The 16,035-nt window shown below is 66.4% G+C and carries 15 protein-coding genes; 13 read left to right on the top strand and 2 right to left on the bottom strand.

The window, feature by feature from the left end; translation table 11 throughout:
* The first annotated feature begins 175 nt into the window (after positions 1–175).
* The 5 genes from WC597_RS03500 to WC597_RS03520 all read left to right on the top strand — a co-directional run bounded on the left by WC597_RS03500 (position 176) and on the right by WC597_RS03520 (position 4,660).
* Complete coding sequence (locus tag WC597_RS03500; RefSeq protein WP_372691853.1) at positions 176–1,273, top strand: peptidoglycan DD-metalloendopeptidase family protein; 1,098 nt, start codon at positions 176–178, stop codon at positions 1,271–1,273.
* A 104-nt stretch (positions 1,274–1,377) separates the two neighbouring features.
* On the top strand, positions 1,378–1,695 hold the full coding sequence (yajC, locus tag WC597_RS03505) for a preprotein translocase subunit YajC (protein WP_372691854.1): 318 nt from the start codon (positions 1,378–1,380) through the stop codon (positions 1,693–1,695).
* 36 nt (positions 1,696–1,731) lie between these two features.
* Positions 1,732–3,324, top strand: coding sequence for a protein translocase subunit SecD (gene secD, locus WC597_RS03510; protein ID WP_372691856.1), 1,593 nt, complete (start codon positions 1,732–1,734; stop codon positions 3,322–3,324).
* Positions 3,324–4,313 (top strand): protein translocase subunit SecF, encoded by a 990-nt coding sequence (secF, locus tag WC597_RS03515; RefSeq protein WP_372691857.1) that lies wholly within the window; start codon positions 3,324–3,326, stop codon positions 4,311–4,313. The genes secD and secF overlap by 1 nt, the downstream gene beginning before the upstream one ends.
* An 86-nt stretch (positions 4,314–4,399) precedes the next feature.
* Positions 4,400–4,660, top strand: coding sequence for a hypothetical protein (locus WC597_RS03520; RefSeq protein ID WP_372691858.1), 261 nt, complete (start codon positions 4,400–4,402; stop codon positions 4,658–4,660).
* Positions 4,661–4,670: 10 nt separating this feature from the next.
* Here WC597_RS03520 and WC597_RS03525 read toward each other — a convergent pair whose 3' ends face one another.
* Both WC597_RS03525 and WC597_RS03530 read right to left on the bottom strand, forming a co-directional pair.
* Positions 4,671–5,771 (bottom strand): alpha/beta hydrolase, encoded by a 1,101-nt coding sequence (locus tag WC597_RS03525; protein WP_372691859.1) that lies wholly within the window; start codon positions 5,769–5,771, stop codon positions 4,671–4,673.
* A gap of 97 nt (positions 5,772–5,868) precedes the next feature.
* On the bottom strand, positions 5,869–7,074 hold the full coding sequence (locus tag WC597_RS03530; RefSeq protein ID WP_372691860.1) for a pyridoxal phosphate-dependent aminotransferase: 1,206 nt from the start codon (positions 7,072–7,074) through the stop codon (positions 5,869–5,871).
* A gap of 125 nt (positions 7,075–7,199) precedes the next feature.
* Here WC597_RS03530 and WC597_RS03535 point away from each other — a divergent pair, with 125 nt between their 5' ends.
* From WC597_RS03535 to WC597_RS03570, 8 genes are all read left to right on the top strand, one after another.
* Positions 7,200–7,913, top strand: a complete 714-nt coding sequence (locus WC597_RS03535; RefSeq protein WP_372691861.1) for a TVP38/TMEM64 family protein — start codon at positions 7,200–7,202, stop codon at positions 7,911–7,913.
* Between the two features lie 96 nt (positions 7,914–8,009).
* Positions 8,010–8,465 (top strand): hemerythrin domain-containing protein, encoded by a 456-nt coding sequence (locus tag WC597_RS03540; RefSeq protein WP_372691863.1) that lies wholly within the window; start codon positions 8,010–8,012, stop codon positions 8,463–8,465.
* Positions 8,466–8,688: 223 nt separating this feature from the next.
* Positions 8,689–9,729, top strand: coding sequence for a rod shape-determining protein (locus WC597_RS03545; protein ID WP_017504801.1), 1,041 nt, complete (start codon positions 8,689–8,691; stop codon positions 9,727–9,729).
* A 150-nt stretch (positions 9,730–9,879) separates the two neighbouring features.
* Positions 9,880–11,028: a rod shape-determining protein MreC gene (gene mreC / locus WC597_RS03550; RefSeq protein WP_372691865.1), complete on the top strand. Its 1,149-nt coding sequence runs from the start codon at positions 9,880–9,882 to the stop codon at positions 11,026–11,028.
* The gene (locus WC597_RS03555) at positions 11,025–11,543 is read left to right on the top strand and encodes a hypothetical protein (protein WP_372691867.1); all 519 of its coding nucleotides are present in this window, start codon (positions 11,025–11,027) and stop codon (positions 11,541–11,543) included. The genes mreC and WC597_RS03555 overlap by 4 nt, the downstream gene beginning before the upstream one ends.
* Complete coding sequence (mrdA, locus tag WC597_RS03560; protein ID WP_372691869.1) at positions 11,540–13,570, top strand: penicillin-binding protein 2; 2,031 nt, start codon at positions 11,540–11,542, stop codon at positions 13,568–13,570. Before WC597_RS03555 ends, mrdA begins: the two co-directional genes overlap by 4 nt.
* The gene (gene rodA, locus WC597_RS03565; RefSeq protein WP_372691870.1) at positions 13,567–14,721 is read left to right on the top strand and encodes a rod shape-determining protein RodA; all 1,155 of its coding nucleotides are present in this window, start codon (positions 13,567–13,569) and stop codon (positions 14,719–14,721) included. The genes mrdA and rodA overlap by 4 nt, the downstream gene beginning before the upstream one ends.
* A 131-nt stretch (positions 14,722–14,852) precedes the next feature.
* Positions 14,853–16,034: an acyl-CoA dehydrogenase family protein gene (locus WC597_RS03570; protein ID WP_372691872.1), complete on the top strand. Its 1,182-nt coding sequence runs from the start codon at positions 14,853–14,855 to the stop codon at positions 16,032–16,034.
* Position 16,035 lies beyond the last annotated feature (1 nt).

Genomic DNA, 16,035 nt, shown 5'->3' on the forward strand with positions numbered 1-16,035 from the left:
TGGGCGTGAATGGTGATTCGTGAGTCGTGATTCCGAGTGTGCGAAAGCCAATCACGATTCACCAGTCACCCCTCACGACCTTCCCCGCCCCAATTCCGCGATGATTGCGGGGTTGGCTTATGAGGCGCGAGCGGGCACACCGGGCGGGCGAGTTTAACCATGTGAGGAGCAGCCGGTGGCGGTGATTTCGGGCTGGATGAGAGCGGTTCTGGTGGCGGGGGCGTCGCTGAGCACGGCGGCCTGCATCAGCTATCCGTCCGAGCCGCGCTATTCGACGCATGCGAATCCGGCGCCGGTCCAGGGGCAGGGCGCCTATCCGCAGCAGCCGGCCTATCCGAACGGAACACAGAACCAGCCCTATCGTCCCTATGAATCGCCGCCGCCCGCGACGGCGCCGATCGGTCAGGTGGAAGGCGGGGCCTTGCCGCCGACCGTCAGCGTGGGGCCGAGCCAGCCGGCCTATCAGCCGCCGACCACGCAGCCTCCTGTCTATACGCCGGCGCCCTATCCGTCCTCTTCGGCCCCGGTTCGTCCGGGTGCGGCCTATGTGATCCAGCCCGGCGATACGATCTCGGGCGTCGGGCGGCGGTTCCAGACGCCGGTGCAGACGCTGATAGACCTGAACGGCCTGGGGCCGCGCGGGGCCATCACGACGGGACAGCGAATCATCCTGCCGGAAGCGGCGGTGGATACCGGCAATGATCCCTATGCGACCGGCGCGTCGCCTGTCGGCGTGCTGGTGCCGAACAATGGCGTGATCCCGCCGCCGCCGCCGCCGCCCTCGGGTAATGCGGCCCTGCCGGTGCAGACACGGCCCCTGACGCAGCCGTTCACGTCGGGGCCGGCCCAGGCGCCTGCTGCGCAAGGCCCCGTGGCAACGGGACAGCCGAACCTTCTGTGGCCCGTGCGGGGCGACATCGTGCGCCGGTTCGGGCCGGTCGGCATGGGCGAGCGCAATAACGGCGTGAACATCGGCGCGTCGGCGGGCGCGGCGGTCAGCGCCTCGGCCGCCGGGCGCGTGGCCTATGTGGGCGACGATCTGGTGGGGCAGGGGCTGACGGTGCTGATCGTGCATTCCAACGGCTGGCGCACGGTCTATGGCCATCTGGGTTCGGCGACGGTTCGGGACGGCGAGGACGTGCGGGCCGGTCAACAGATCGGCACCGTGGGCCTGACGGCCGGCGACGGACGCCCGTCGATCCACTTCGAGACCCGCCAGATGCGCGGCGACGACCCCGTCGCGATCGATCCCCTGACGGTATTGCCGCGCTGATCGATTTAGCCGCGTTGCAATCCGCGAGGCGCGGCCCTAGGTTCCGCGCCTCGTTTTAATGGGGCGCCGACGAGGGCTGCCCCTTCTGTGTTCGGAGACTACCCATGGGCGGAGCGGCTGACGGCGGCTTGGTGGCGCAACTGATCGGCTTCGCGCCCATCATCGGCATCTTCATCCTGTTCTACTTCCTGCTGATCCGTCCGCAGCAGAAGCGCGCCAAGGAACACGCGACCGCCATCGCCGCCGTCAAGCGTGGCGACACGGTCGTTCTGGGCAGCGGCATGATCGGCAAGGTCACGCGCGTCGAAGAGGCCGAGGTCAATGTCGAGATCGCGCCCAGCGTCAACGTGCGCGTGGTCAAGTCCATGATCGCCGAGGTGCGCAACCGCACCGCCATCGCCGCCAACGATTCCAAGGCCTGATACGCTCGCGTATCCGCCGATACCTGGACCGCCCTCATGATTCAGCTGTCGCGCTGGAAAGTCATTCTCGTCGTCGTCGCGGCCGTCTTCGGCTGTCTGCTGGCGTTTCCGAACCTGTTGTCGGATTCCCAGCGCGCGGCGCTGCCGGGCTTCGTGCCCAAGAACAAGCTGAACCTGGGGCTGGACCTTCAGGGCGGTTCGTATCTGCTGCTGGAAGTCGATGTGCCGGCGATGCGCGAGAAGCGCGTCACCAACCTGATCGAAGACGTTCGGGTCACGCTGAGCGGCGCGGGCATCGCCACCAACGGCTTCCAGCGCGAAGCCGGCGGCGTGATCGCGACCCTGGCCAATCCGGCCCAGAGCGATGCGGCGTTCAAGGCGCTGCAACAACTGGGCGGTCAGGCGGGGCCTGGCGGTCAGGTCGAGCGCACCGCAAGCCGCATCGGCGATAACCGCGTCCGCTTCGCCTATACCGACGCTGCGCTGAACGGCATGGGCGCGACAGCCGTTGATCAGTCGATCGAGGTGGTGCGCCGCCGTATCGACAGCCTGGGCACGCGCGAACCCTCCATCACCCGCCAGGGCACGGACCGGATCGTGGTCCAGGCGCCGGGCGAGAGCGATCCGACCAAGCTGGAAGAAGTCATCGGCCAGACGGCCCAGCTGACCTTCCAGATGGTGGACGTCGAGAACTCGGTCACCGAGGCCCAGGCGGGCCGCGTGCCGCCGGATTCCGAATTGTTGGTCGGCGAGGACGGCACGCCTTATCTGGTCAAGAAGCGTGTGCTGGTGTCGGGCGAGAACCTGACCCGCGCGGGCGTCGGTTCGGACCAGAGCGGCCGTCCCGCCATCGATTTCCGCTTCGACGGCGCCGGCGCGCGCCGCTTCGGCGAAGCGACGGCCGCCAACCTGCAAAAGCCCTTCGCCATCATCCTGGACGGCAAGGTCATCTCGGCCCCGACGATCCAGAGCGCGATCACCAGCGGGTCTGGCCAGATCACGGGTCAGTTCTCCATTCAGGAAGCCGCGACCCTGGTGAACCTGCTGAACGGCGGGGCCCTGCCGGCGCCGCTGAACGTCGAGGAACGCCGCACCGTGACGGCCGAACTGGGCGCCGATGCGGTGCAGGCGGGCGCCCTGTCCACGGCGGTGGGCTTCGGCATCATCGTGCTGTTCATGATCCTGGCCTATGGCTTCCTGTTCGGTGGCGTGTCTGTGGTCGGTCTGGTGCTGAACGGCGTGCTGATCGTGGCGGCCATGTCGCTGACGCAGGCGACGCTGACCCTGCCGGGCATCGCGGGTCTGATCCTGACATTCGCGGTCGCTGTGGACGCCAACGTGCTGATCTACGAGCGGATGCGTGACGAGGCCCGGTCGGGCCGCAGCGTCATCGCGTCGATGGACGCCGGCTTCAACAAGGCCATGGGCACCATCATCGACGCCAACCTGACGACCCTGGTCGCGGCGGGCATCATGTTCGTGTTCGGCGAAGGGCCGGTTCGCGGGTTCGCCTGGACCCTGACCATCGGCGTCTTCACCTCGGTCTTCTCTTCGGTCCTGGTCGCCCAGGTCCTGCTCGGCTACTGGCTCAAGACGGCCAAGCCCAAAAAACTGCCGATCGCGGAGTGATGGCGATGCGTGGATGGCCCCTCATCAAACTGCTGCCGCAGAAGACGAACTTCCATTTCGTCAAATACGCCCGGTTCGCCGGCGTTCTGTCTGTGGTCCTGTGCATCGCGGCGATCGTGTCGTGCTTCTATCCTGGTCTGAACATGGGCATCGACTTCCGGGGCGGCGCCTCGATGGAGGTGTCAAAACCGGCCGGTCAGGTGATCGAACTGGACCGCGTGCGTGAGGCCGTGAACGGCCTGAACCTGGGCGATGTCCAGGTCCAGGGCATCGCGCGTCGCGACACCAATGCGGATGACGGCTCGACCGCCATCCTGCGCTTCCAGGTGCCGGAAGGCCGCGACCAGACCCAGGTGGTCAATCAGGTCGAGGGCGCCATCAGCCAGGCGGTCGGCGAAGTCACTTATTCGGGCGTCAGCGTCGTCGGCTCCAAGGTGTCGGGCGAACTGTTCACCTCCGGCCTGCTGGCGTTGGGCGTCGCGATCGGCCTGATGTTCCTCTATATCTGGTTCCGGTTCGAGCCGCAGTTCGGCTTCGGCGCCGTGGTCGGCCTGCTGCACGACGTGATCCTGACGTTCGGACTGATCGTGCTGTTCAAGCTGGAGTTCAGCTTGAACATGGTCGCCGCCGTCCTGACCGTCATCGGCTATTCGATGAACGACACCGTGGTGGTGTTCGACCGTCTTCGCGAGAACCTGCGCAAATACAAGACCATGCCGCTGCGCGACGTGATCGACCTGTCTTTGAACGAGACCCTGTCGCGGACGATCATTACCGGCGTGACCGCCGTCATGGTGCTGGCGGCCCTGGCCATCTTCGGCGGCGAGGCCCTGTTCGGCTTCTCGATCGCCCTGATGTTCGGCATCATCATCGGCACCTATTCGTCGATCTATGTCGGTGCGCCGATCATCCTGCTATGGGGCGTCAAGCGCGGCGCCCTGGCCGACGACGCCAAGCCGGTGAAGCTGGGCATGGCCAGCCGGCCGTAGGTCGGGCGCCATCGTCGAAAATCAGGCCGCCCTTGCATCGCTTGGGCGGCCTTTTCCTTGAGCGTCGTCCATGCAAGGCTGGGCTCATGAAAGCTCTCGCCTATGTCGCCACCGCCATCGCCCTGTCCGCCTGCACCGATAGCAAGCGTGCGCGCAACGACGCCACCTGGGGCGACAAGCCGGCGGACATCACCTGCTGGACCTATGGCGTCGAAAACTTCAAGGGGCGCTCGACCGGCAAGGTAGAGTATGATGACGGCGGTCGGATCTCGTTCGTGGACGCGGCGAACAACCGCTACACCACGATCGATGGCGACTGTCGCGTCGTCTACACCCAGCCGGCGTAATGAGGGGGAGTTAGCGGCAGGCCGCTTCGGCTTCCTCAGCGATCTGATCAGCGATAGCTTCATCGATCGGACCCAATAGGACCTCGGACCCTAGACTGTGTCCTCGGCCGTCATGCGAGACGAAGCGGACGCGGTCCGGGGCTAAAACACCGGATGCAGCTCGGCGTTGGTGATCTTCTCGAACCTGAGAATCCAGGCTGCCGTAATGCAGCGTCATGGGCGCACCCCACGCAGCGAACATTGGAGCGATGGGCCTTTCGTCCGTGAACCAGGACTTCCACCAGCCATAGCTGAATGCCGGTGTCTGAGCGTTGGGGTAGGGAGCGTCGTCGGCCTGGGCCAGGGCGGCTGTTTTAGCTTGTTCGTACAGTGTCGTCTGAACCGTCCGCACGGAGGCGATTTCCTCGGCGCTCCAGGCGCCGTCGGCCTGAAGGAACGGCTCCAGCCGGCCGAAGACGGCGGAGGGCGTGGTCTGCCAGTTCCTGCGGACCTCATCGTTGGTGACGACGCCGTCGCCGTCTTCATCCATCATTAGCAGCGAATCCGCATCCCGACCCGTCGATTGCCATTTGACGGCGGAGACCTTGCTCTCCAGGGGGGCGCCCATGCCAATGATCAGGTCGGGCGCAGGCTGATGGCCGCGATCCGCGATGCCGGCGACGTGAACCGCACCCTCGGAATGGGCGAAGATAACCACGCATCTGGCGTTTAGGCCGGCCGAAGATCGGACCCACGCCAGGACCGCTTCGGCGTCCAGGCTCAGGTTGTCAGCCGTGATGCCGGGGATTGCCTGGGCGTCTAAAGCCGAGGCAGGCGGAGCGCCGTAAATCACGCCGCGACGATCATAGCGGACGGCGGTCAGGCCGCGCGTGGCGAACCTTTGGCCCAGATCCTTGAAGACGGCGTCCCTCGATGTTCCCGAGCGGCCGAACTTCATGTCACGATCAAAGGCTCCGGTGCCGGCAACCAGTATGACGGCCCCGACCGGATTATCTGTCGGCGTGTCGGTCACGCCGTTCAGCACATAGCCGTCGGCCGAGTGGACCGAGAAGGGCTCGGGGGCGGTGTCTGCAGCTGTGATGGCGGCCAGTGCAGTCCAGAGTGCAAGCATGACGTTCCCCGTTCAGACGGTCATCTGAACGAACGCGCGTTCTTTATGCAAGCCCGGAGTGTGTGGGGCGGAGATCGAAACCTCCGCCCGGGTTCGATCAGCGCAGCGACGCGGCGAAGCGCTGGATGCGGGTGCAGGCTTCTTCCAGCACGGCGTCAGACGTGGCGTAGCTGATGCGGAAATAGGGGCTGAGGCCGAAGGCCTCGCCCTGGACCACGGCGACGCCCTCGGCGTTCAGCAGTTCGGCGGCGAAGGTGGAATCGCCGTCGATGACCACGCCCGTCTCCGTCGTCTTGCCGATCAGGCCGGCGATGGACGGATAGACGTAGAAGGCGCCCTCGGGCGTGGCGCAGGTGACGCCGGTGGCCTGGTTCAGCATCGACACGACCAGATCGCGACGCTGCTCGAAGGCGGCCTTGCGTTCAGGGATGAAGTCCTGGGTTCCGTTCAGAGCCTCGACCGCCGCCCACTGGCTGATGCTGGCAGGGTTGGAGGTCGTCTGGCTGGCGACCTTGCGCATCAGGTCAATCAGTGGCTTGGGGCCACCCGCATAGCCGATGCGCCAGCCGGTCATGGCGTAGGCCTTCGAGACGCCGTTGACCGTCAGTGTACGGTCGATCAGGTCCGGGGCGACCTGGGCGATGGTCGTGTATTCGAAGTCGCCATAGACGAGGTGTTCGTACATGTCGTCGGTCAGCACCCAGACGTGGGTGTGGCGACGCAGGACCTCGGCCAGGGCTTCCAGTTCGGCGCGGGTATAGGCGGCGCCGGTGGGGTTGGACGGGCTGTTCAGGATCAGCCACTTGGTGCGGGGCGTGATGGCGGCCTCCAGCACGGCGGGCAGCAGTTTGAAGCCGTCCTTCTCCTCGCCGACCACGGTGACGGGCTCGCCGCCGGCCAGCAGCACCATGTCGGGGTAGGAGACCCAATAGGGGGCGGGCACGATGACCTCGTCGCCGGGGTTCAGGGTGGCGACCAGGGCGTTGAAGATGACGGGCTTGCCGCCCGGCGCGACGTGGATGTTCGCCGCCGTATAGTCGAGGCCGTTCTCACGCTTGAACTTGGCGACGATGGCGGCCTTCAGCTCGGGCATGCCGTCGGCGTCGGTGTATTTGGTCTCGCCGCGATGGATCGCGTCGATGGCGGCCTGTTTGATATTCTCGGGGGTGTCGAAGTCCGGCTCGCCGGCGCCCAGGCCGATCACGTCGCGACCCTCGGCTTTAAGCTTTCGCGCCTGGGCGGTCACGGCGATGGTGGCCGAAGGCTTGACGCGGGCGAGGGCGGAAGATTGCAGGCTGGACATGACTATCCCGTGAGTTTTGGAAGATTCTTGCCTGGGGAGGGCGGGGTTGTTTACGCGCGGTCGCGGCGCGGGACAATGCGCTGAAGCTCGCCAATGCGCGGGCGGGGTGATAAGCGGCGCCTGTGATGCGCTGGATCATCGATTTTCTGTCGAATATGGAGGCGCGTCGCTGGCGCGCCGTGCTGGCGACGGCCCTGTTGCTGGGCGCGATGATCGCCCTGTTCGCCGTGGGCAAGAGCCAGCTGGGACTGGAGGCCGAGGGGCGGCTGGAGGACTGGTTGGCCGGTTTCCGTCAGGGGCCGTGGGGCTTGGTGGCTGCCATCGTGGTGTTCACGGTCGCGGCCTTTTTCGGCGCGCCGCAGTTCATCCTGATCGCCGCCTGCGTCGTGGCGTTCGGGCCGTGGTTCGGGTTCCTCTACAGCTGGATCGCGACCGTGGTGTCGGCGGGCGTGACCTATTGGCTGGGGCGGGGACCGACGGCGCGGCTGCTGGAGCGGCATGGCGGCAAGACGGTCGGACGGCTGACTCGGTTCGTCGGCAAGAACGCCTTCTACGCCAGCTTCATGATCCGCAACGTGCCGTCCGCCCCATTCATCGTCGTCAATATGGCGTTTGGCGCGGCGCGGGCGTCGTTTCCGGGGTTCCTGGCTGGATGCGCCCTTGGTGTGCTGCCCAAGACCGCGCTGGTGGCCTTCTTCGGCGGGTCGTTCATGACGGCGGTCAGCGGCGATGGGATCTGGACCTCGGCCATTCTGGCGGGCGTGGCGTTGGCGTGGCTGGTGCTGATGCTGGTCGTGCGAGAACTGGTGAAGCGGCGCGAGATCGCGCGCGGCGAGTGAGGCCGGACACTGCGTTTACTGAGGGGTTTTGCGTAGTTTTCCCTTTAGACGACCTCCATTCATCGGAGGCATGATGAAGCTTCAGGAGGTGTCGCGATGGATGTCGAGATACTGAAGGCTCAGCATCGTCGGATCATCCGCCTGGCCAGCGCGCTGGGCGGGGTGGCCGAAAGCCTGAAGACGACTGAAGACGCCGGCCGCGCCCGCGAACTGATGGGAGCGCTGAACGCCGCCTTGATCGAACATCTCGTGATAGAGGATGGCGAACTGTACCCGGTGCTGATGACGTCGCACGACCCTGCGGTTCGTCAGTTAGCGCAGGACTATGTCGATGACATGGGCGCGGTCAGCGGGGCCTGGACGCATTATTTCAACGAGTGGACGCAGGCCAAGATCGTTTCGGACCGGAGCCGGTTCGCGACGGCGACCAAGGGCCTGATCGGCGCCCTGGCGCACCGTGTCGCGCGAGAGGACGACACGCTTTATCCGGCGATGGAGGCGGCCGACGCCGGTTCCGGCTCCGTGCGGGGCGAGGGCGTGGGGGAGGCGTGAGGTTTGCATCCACAGGCGGTCGGTCGCCCGATGCGAACCCTATATGACGAGACCGTCATCAGGGCTTGTAATCCCGGTTTCATACAGGCACACCCGCCGCTAGTAGGCGTGGCGAAGACGATCAGGAACTGTCCGGCGTGGGGATGTCGAGACAGTTGGGGCGTCGCCAGGTCGACTGTGAAATCAGAAGACGCCCTGCCAGCTAAGAACGGTATCGATTCCCATGAGTTTTTCCCTTTTCGGCGCGATCTCCAATGACATCGCGATGGACCTGGGCACCGCCAACACCCTGATCTACATGAAGGGCAAGGGCATCGTCCTGAACGAGCCGTCGGTCGTGGCGCTGCGCAATGTCGGGGGACGCAAGGTCGTTCACGCCGTGGGCATAGAGGCCAAGCAGATGCTGGGCCGCACCCCCGGCCACATGGAGGCCATCCGCCCCATGCGCGACGGCGTCATCGCCGACTTCGAAGTCGCCGAAGAGATGATCAAGCACTTCATCCGCAAGGTTCATAACCGCAAGGGTTTCGTGAATCCCAAGATCATCGTCTGCGTGCCGTCGGGCGCCACGGCGGTCGAGCGTCGCGCGATCAACGACAGCTGCCTGAACGCCTCGGCCCGCCGCGTGGGCCTGATCGACGAGCCGATGGCCGCCGCGATCGGCGCCGGCCTGCCGATCCACGAGCCGACCGGTTCGATGGTCGTGGACATCGGCGGCGGCACCACGGAAGTCGCCGTCCTGTCGCTGTCGGGCATCGTCTATTCGCGTTCGGTCCGCGTCGGCGGCGACAAGATGGACGACAGCATCATCAGCTATATGCGTCGCAACCATAATCTGCTGATCGGCGAAACGACCGCCGAGCGCATCAAGAAGGACATCGGCACCGCCCGTATCCCGGCCGACGGCGAAGGCCTGTCGATCGAGGTCAAGGGCCGCGACCTGATGCAGGGCGTGCCGCGCGAAGTCCGTATCTCGGAACGTCAGGCCGCCGAAGCCCTGGCCGAGCCGGTCACCCAGATCATCGAGGCCGTGAAGGTCGCGCTGGAAGCCACGCCGCCGGAACTGGCCGCCGACATCGCCGACAAGGGCATCATGCTGACGGGCGGCGGCGCTCTGTTGCGTGGCCTGGACGTCGAGATCCGCGACCACACCGGCCTGCCGGTCTCGGTGGCGGACGATCCGCTGTCGTGCGTCGCCATCGGTTGCGGCCGCGTGCTGGAACACCCGCGCTGGATGAAGGGCGTGCTCGACTCCGCGCTCTGATCCGTTCGTTGCGGCCAGGCGAAAGCTTGGCCGCAAATCCTTGTCAGGCCTGCGTGATCACGGTTCCATTCCGGCCTTGATTTTGCGATAGGCAGGCTGAGCGGCAGGGGGCGTCCTGCCGATTCCAACCCTTTGAGTGGAAGGTCGCCCGTGGCGTTTCGCGACGGCCCTTTTGAAAACATCAAGGTGCCGCTGGCGTGGACCGCTGCGGTAGTCGTCGTCGTGGCTGTCATCGGGGCGATCGTCCTGTTGCTGGGCGACCGAGCGACGCCCGAGGGCGGCTCCAGCATGGGCGCCGCGCGTGGCGGATTCGAAGCGGCGGCCGGGCCGGTGGGTGGTGTCTTCGCCGCGCCGGTGCGCTGGGCGGGGGCCGCCAGGGACTATGTCGGCGGCTATTTCTTCGCGATCGGCGAGAACCGCCGGCTGAAGGCCGAGATCGTCGAATTGCGCGGCTGGCGCGACGAGGCGATTGCACAAAAGAACATCAATGGTCGGTATGAGGCCCTGCTGGGTCTGCGCACCGAGCCGGCGGTCGCCATGGCGACGGGGCGGGCGATTTCCGACGCCCGCGGGCCGTTCAATCGCGCCAAGCTGCTGGACGTCGGCTCGGCCAAGGGCGTGCGTATCGGCAATCCGGTGATCAGCGAACACGGCCTGGTCGGGCGCATTTCCGGCGTGACCAGCGGCGTCAGCCGGATGGTTCTGCTGACGGACGTGGCGTCGCGCACCCCGGTCATGATCGAACGCACCGATGCGCGGGCCATGCTGACAGGCGACGGTGGCGACAGCCCCCGTCTGGAGTTCATTCGCGGCGTCGGTTCGATCCAGGCGGGCGACCGCGTCCTGAGTTCGGGCGACGGCGGCGGTCTGCCGCGCGGTCTGCCGGTCGGGGTGGCGGCGAAGGGCATCGACGGCGCCTGGCGTGTCAAACTGTTCAGCGACCATGGTGCGGTGGATTATGTCCGTGTGCTGTTGTTCCAGTCCTTTGGTCAGTTGGTCAGCCCCGACGCGCTGAATGCGCCGCCTCTGGCGGGCCTGACGACGGCGCCTGAGCCGAACGCGGCCGAGGTCGGCGCCATCCGCGACGCCGCCGCGCGTCGCCTGACGGCCCAGCAGGCCCAGTCCGAACGGGCGCGTGCTGCAAACGCTGCGGCCGCAGCGGCTGCGACGCCTGCCGCAACGCCGCCGACCGCGACACGCCCGGCAGCGACCACGCCGAGACCGGCGGCCGTGACGCCGCCTCCAGCGCCAGTGGCGACCGCCCCGGCCCCGACTGCGGCTCCGGGAGGCGCGGCGTGAGACGGCCGGTCGCGGTCCGCGTCGTCGGACCTCTGCAATGGATCATCTATCCGGCGCTGATCACCCTGGCCGCCACGGTCGTGCTGGGAACGCCGTTTCATCTGTTCGGCCTGCATCTGCCCGAGCCGGTCATTCCCATGGTGCTGGCCTTCGCCTGGCCGTTGATCCGGCCGTCGATGACCGCGCCGGCGGTGCTGTTCCTTGTGGGGCTGTTTCTCGACCTGTTCTGGAACGGTCCGTTGGGTTTGTGGCCGCTGTGCCTGATGGCGGTCTATGGCGCGGTTCTGCTGTCGCGCAATCTGCTGGCGGGCCACGAAGGCCTGATCCGGTTTTTCGCCTATGCCGCCTGCACCCTGAGCGCCTTCGCCATGGCCTATCTGATCGTGACGGTTCGTGTGACCAATGCGCCAGCGATCCTGCCGCTGATCGGTCAGATCGTGCCGACGCTTCTGCTGTTTCCGATCGCCAACTGGATGCTTGAGCGGTTCGACGACGGGGATATTCGGTTCAGATGAGCGGCGAACCCTCCATCTTCTTTGCGGACGTGAACGAGCGGCAGGGGTCGTTCCTGCGGCGCACTTTCGTGCTGGGCGGGGCGACGGCCCTGGGCATCACGGCGCTGATCGGGCGGTTGGGCCAGCTCCAAGTCGTGCAGGCTCAGGAATATGCGACCCTGTCGTCGCAGAACCAGTTCAACTTCCGCATGGTCCCGCCGCCGCGCGGCCTTATCAAGGATCGCAATGGCGTGGTGATCGCCGGCAACCGGCCCAGTTTCCGGGTGCTTGTCGTGCGCGACGAGACCAAGGATCTGGACCAGACGCTGGACCTGCTGGGGCGGGTGCTGCCCGACACGCTGGAGCGGCGACGGGCCATCATCCGCGACGTCAATGCCGCCTCCAAGTTCAACCCCGTGCCGGTCAAGAGCGACCTGACCTGGGAAGAGTTCGCCAAGGTCAATCAATACGCCAACGAGCTGCCCGGCGTGATGGTCGATATGAACGAGGCCCGATACTATCCGTTCGGCGGGTCGTTCGCCCACGTCATCGGCTATGTGGCAAAGGTGTCGGACCGGGACGTCAAGGCGATCCGCGACAAGGGCGAACAGCCGCCGGCCCTGTTGTTCAACCCCAGTTTCCGCATCGGCCGCCAGGGCGTCGAAAAGGCGCTGGACCTGTCGCTGCGCGGCGAGCCGGGCGGCAACCGGGTCGAGGTCGATGCACGCGGGCGCGTGGTCGCTGAGGACATCGGCGGGTCGCGACCGGCGGTCGCCGGCAAGGAAGTGATCCTGACGCTGGACGCCGACGTGCAGAACCGGGCGCTGGAGGTGTTCGACGACGAGTCGGGCGCCTGTGTCGTCATGGACGTGCGCAATGGCGACATCCTGTGCATGGTCTCGGCGCCGTCGTTCGATCCCAACCTGTTCGTCGGCGGGGTGCCGACCAAGACCTATCGCGCGCTGGCGGACTATGAGCGCAAGCCGCTGCTGGACAAGACGCTGAACGGCACCTTCCCGCCGGGATCGACCTTCAAGCCCACGACGGCGTTGGCCCTGCTAGAGGCGGGCGTCGATCCGAACCTGACGGTCTTCTGCTCGGGTTCGTATCGGACCGGCAACAGGACGCAGCGTTGTTGGGGGCGGCATGGCACCCAGAACATGCACAACGCGATCAAGAACTCCTGCGACGTCTATTTCTACGCCATGTGCAACCGCGCGGGCGTCGACAATATCCGTAAGGCCGGTCTGGCCCTGGGCTTCGAGCACGAGTTCGACATCGGCGTGGGCAACCAGCGCAAGGGCCTGTTGCCGTCCACGGAATGGAAGGCGCGGACCTTCCCGCGCGATCCCGTCTGGCATCCGGGCGAGACGACGTCGGTCGCCATCGGGCAGGGGGCGATCACGGTCAACGCCCTGCAGCTGGCGGTCATGACCTCGCGCCTGGCCAACGGCAAGAAACAGCTTCAGCCGCGCCTGATCAAGTCGATCGGCGGCGTCGAGCAGCCCAGCGGCGCCGAGGCGCCGGACCTGCCGTTCGATCCCGCCCACGTCGAATATGTTCGCCAGGGCATGATCGCCGTGGCCAACGACCGTTCCGGCACCGCCTATCGGCAGAGCCAGCTGGGGCTTGGCGACATCCAGATGGCGGGCAAGACCGGCACGGCCCAGGTCCGCAACTATGGCACCGGGTCGCGAAAGAGCGAGATATGGGCGCTGAAGGACCACAACCTTTTCGTCGCTTTCGCGCCGGTAGATGCGCCGCGATACGCCGTCGCCGTCATCGTCGAGCATGGCGGCAAGGGCGGGGCCACGGCCGGCGCGCCGCGCGCCCGCGAGGTGATGCGCACGGTCCTGTTGAAGGATCCCGACATGCGCGCGCGGATCGAACGGCCGCTGCCGCCCGAACCGACCGGCGCCGCCACCATCGACGAGGGTCTGGTCGGCGCCGCGCCCGAGCCGGATGTTGTCGTGACGCCTCAGGCCGCGCGCCCTGCGCCCTCCGCGACCAGCGGGCCACGTCCCTATCTGTCCGAGCCCGGCCGTTGACCGCCTCGGCTCTTTCACGGCCCGGCGAGCGCGAACGCGTTTCGACCAAGCTCAGTCAGATCGACTGGCGGCTGACGGCGCTGCTGTGCGTCGTGTCCGGCACCGGCGCCCTGATGCTGTATTCGGTGGCGGGCGGGTCGTGGTCGCCGTGGGCGGCGAAGCACCTGATCCGGTTCGGCATGTGTCTGGCGCTGATGCTGGCGCTGTCGATGATCAACATCCGCTACTGGTTCGCCCTGGCCTATCCTATCTATGGGATGGCGTTGTTCCTGCTGGCCTTGGTGGAGACGCCGCTGGGCTATCACGCCCTGGGGGCGACGCGCTGGCTGGACCTGGGGTTCACCCGCATCCAGCCGTCCGAGATCATGAAGATCGGCGTCGTTCTGGCCCTGGCGCGCTGGTATCACGGCGCTTCGGCCAAGGAGGCGAGCCTTCACTGGAAGCTGATCTTCCCGGTCGGGATCATCGGCCTGCCGTTCCTGTTGGTGGCGCACCAGCCAGACCTGGGCTCGGCCATGCTGATCGGCATGACGGGTGCGGCGATGATGTTCGTCGCCGGACTGAGCTGGCGGATCATCGTGCCGCTGATCGTGGCGGCGGCCGTCCTGGTGCCGCCCTATGTCATGTTCGGCATGCACGATTATCAGCGCCACCGCGTGCTGACCTTCCTGAACCCCGAGGCCGACATGTCGGACAAGGGCTATCAGATCGTGCAGTCCAAGATCGCGATGGGATCGGGCGGGCCGCTGGGGCGCGGGTTCGGCCTGGGCAGCCAGAGCCAGCTGGAGTTCCTGCCCGAGCGCCAGACCGACTTCATCTTCGCGGCCTTCGCCGAGGAGTTCGGCTTCGTGGGCACCTTCACCCTGCTGGCCTGTTATGCGGCCATAATCCTGATCTCGTTGAGGATCGCCTCTCTGTCGCATAGTCACTTCGGGCGATTGGCGGCGTCTGGCGTGACGGCGACGTTCGCGCTGTATGTGCTGATCAACGGGGCGATGGTGATGGGGCTGGCGCCCGTGGTGGGCGTGCCGATGCCGTTGTTGTCCTATGGCGGCACCGTCATGCTGACCGTCATGATCGGGTTCGGCCTGGTGATGGCGACGCGGGTTCACCGCTACGCCGAACTGCCCAAGGGCCACGGGCTGATCTGACGTTACGTCAGCTAAGTGATCGGCATTCAGGTTTCGCTTTCTAAGGCGAGGATTTCCCGGATAAGGTCGCGTCCAACGCTGTCTCGCATCGGCTTCGGTCGATCAGCGATGCACGCCAAGGGAGACGACGGATGACTGAGCTGGAGCAATTCCGCGCCGAGACGCGCGCCTGGCTGGAGGCGAACTGCCCGGCCGAATGTCGCGGCCCGTTGGGCGACGACGAGATGATCTGGGGCGGGCGTGACGCCACGTTCAAGACGCCGGCGCACAAGCTGTGGCTGGAGCGGATGGGCGCGCGCGGCTGGACGGCGCCGGAATGGCCGGCGGAGTATGGCGGCGGCGGGCTGAGCCGCGAGCATGCCAAGGTGCTGGCGTCCGAACTGCGGCGCATCAAGGCGCAGCCGGCCTTGGCCAGCTTCGGTGTCTGGATGCTGGGCCCGGCGCTGCTGGCCTTCGGGACCGAGGAACAGAAGAAACGGTTCCTGCCCGAGATCGTGCGGGGAGAAATCCGCTGGTGTCAGGGCTATTCCGAACCCGGCGCGGGGTCGGACCTGGCCGCGATCCAAACGAAAGCTGAAGACAAAGGCGACCACTGGATCGTCAACGGCCAGAAGATCTGGACCTCCTATGCCGACAAGGCCGACTGGATCTTCTGCCTGGTGCGGACGGACCCCGATGCGCCCAAACATCTGGGGATCAGCTTCGTGCTGTTCGACATGAAGACGCCGGGCGTGACGACGCGGCCGATTACCTTGATCAGCGGCAAGTCGCCCTTCTGCGAGACCTTCTTCGATGATGTGCGGGTGGAGAAGGCGAACCTGGTCGGGACGCTGAACCGGGGCTGGGACGTGGCCAAATATCTGCTGGCGCACGAGCGGACCATGATCGGCGCCATGGGCGAGGTCGGGGGCGGGCGGCCCGTGGGGCAGGTGGCGCTGGACGCCATCGGCGCGGACGAGGCCGGGCGGCTGGACGAGCCCATGCTGCGCGCCCGGATCGCCGACCTGGAGATCGACGCCGCCGCCTTCCGCCTGGCGATGGAGCGGGTGGGCGATCAGGTAAAGGCCAAACAGGCGCATCCGGCGATCGCTTCCATGCTGAAATACTATGGGTCCGAGATGAACAAGCGGCGGCACGAGCTGCTGATGGCGGCGGGCGGGGCCGATGCGCTGGAATGGGAGGGCGAGCGGTCGCACGACGGCAAGACGGCTCGCGACTGGCTGCGGACCAAGGCCAACTCCATCGAGGGCGGCACCAGCGAGGTTCAGCTGAACATCATCGCCAAACACCTGCTGCAACTGCCGGGAGCGTGAG

The sequence above is a fragment of the Brevundimonas sp. genome, assembly GCF_041648115.1.
Taxonomy (GTDB): domain Bacteria; phylum Pseudomonadota; class Alphaproteobacteria; order Caulobacterales; family Caulobacteraceae; genus Brevundimonas.

Bases quoted from the DNA above. Each gene is read 5' to 3' on its own strand.
- yajC (WP_372691854.1), top strand. From the start codon at position 1,378: ATGGGCGGAGCGGCTGACGGCGGCTTGGTGGCGCAACTGATCGGCTTC.
- secD (WP_372691856.1), top strand. From the start codon at position 1,732: ATGATTCAGCTGTCGCGCTGGAAAGTCATTCTCGTCGTCGTCGCGGCC.
- secF (WP_372691857.1), top strand. From the start codon at position 3,324: ATGGCGATGCGTGGATGGCCCCTCATCAAACTGCTGCCGCAGAAGACG.
- WC597_RS03520 (WP_372691858.1), top strand. From the start codon at position 4,400: ATGAAAGCTCTCGCCTATGTCGCCACCGCCATCGCCCTGTCCGCCTGC.
- WC597_RS03525 (WP_372691859.1), bottom strand. From the start codon at position 5,771: ATGCTTGCACTCTGGACTGCACTGGCCGCCATCACAGCTGCAGACACC.
- WC597_RS03530 (WP_372691860.1), bottom strand. From the start codon at position 7,074: ATGTCCAGCCTGCAATCTTCCGCCCTCGCCCGCGTCAAGCCTTCGGCC.
- WC597_RS03535 (WP_372691861.1), top strand. From the start codon at position 7,200: ATGCGCTGGATCATCGATTTTCTGTCGAATATGGAGGCGCGTCGCTGG.
- WC597_RS03540 (WP_372691863.1), top strand. From the start codon at position 8,010: ATGGATGTCGAGATACTGAAGGCTCAGCATCGTCGGATCATCCGCCTG.
- WC597_RS03545 (WP_017504801.1), top strand. From the start codon at position 8,689: ATGAGTTTTTCCCTTTTCGGCGCGATCTCCAATGACATCGCGATGGAC.
- mrdA (WP_372691869.1), top strand. From the start codon at position 11,540: ATGAGCGGCGAACCCTCCATCTTCTTTGCGGACGTGAACGAGCGGCAG.
- WC597_RS03570 (WP_372691872.1), top strand. From the start codon at position 14,853: ATGACTGAGCTGGAGCAATTCCGCGCCGAGACGCGCGCCTGGCTGGAG.